The sequence below is a fragment of the Cobetia sp. SIMBA_158 genome, assembly GCF_046566945.1.
Lineage (GTDB): Bacteria > Pseudomonadota > Gammaproteobacteria > Pseudomonadales > Halomonadaceae > Cobetia > Cobetia amphilecti.
In genome coordinates this window covers 1-251 of record NZ_JAWJYL010000786.1, presented here as the reverse complement: position 1 = coordinate 251, position 251 = coordinate 1, and the positions used below count along the sequence as shown (strand labels likewise).

Annotated in this window: 1 tRNA gene; it reads right to left on the bottom strand. The window is 40.6% G+C overall.

What is annotated here, in order from left to right:
* Positions 1 to 99: 99 nt before the first annotated feature.
* Positions 100 to 190 (bottom strand) — tRNA-Ser (locus R2R70_RS21965).
* Between the last annotated feature and the right edge of the window lie 61 nt (positions 191 to 251).

The window sequence follows — 251 nt, the reverse complement described above, 5'->3', positions numbered from 1 at the left end:
TGTGTTTTAAAAGCTGTGCACTCATAGGAATAGTTGCTTTGTCTGTCATTTATCAAACCCCAGATAGCAAAAAACCGCCATAAGGCGGTTTTTAAATAATGGTGGAGAGATAGGGATTTGAACCCTAGATAGGCTACAAACCTATGCCGGTTTTCAAGACCGGTGCATTCGACCACTCTGCCATCTCTCCTAAAGTGCTATAAACTACAAGTAAGAGTGTACTCATAGTTATTGTAATAAGTGGTGGAGAG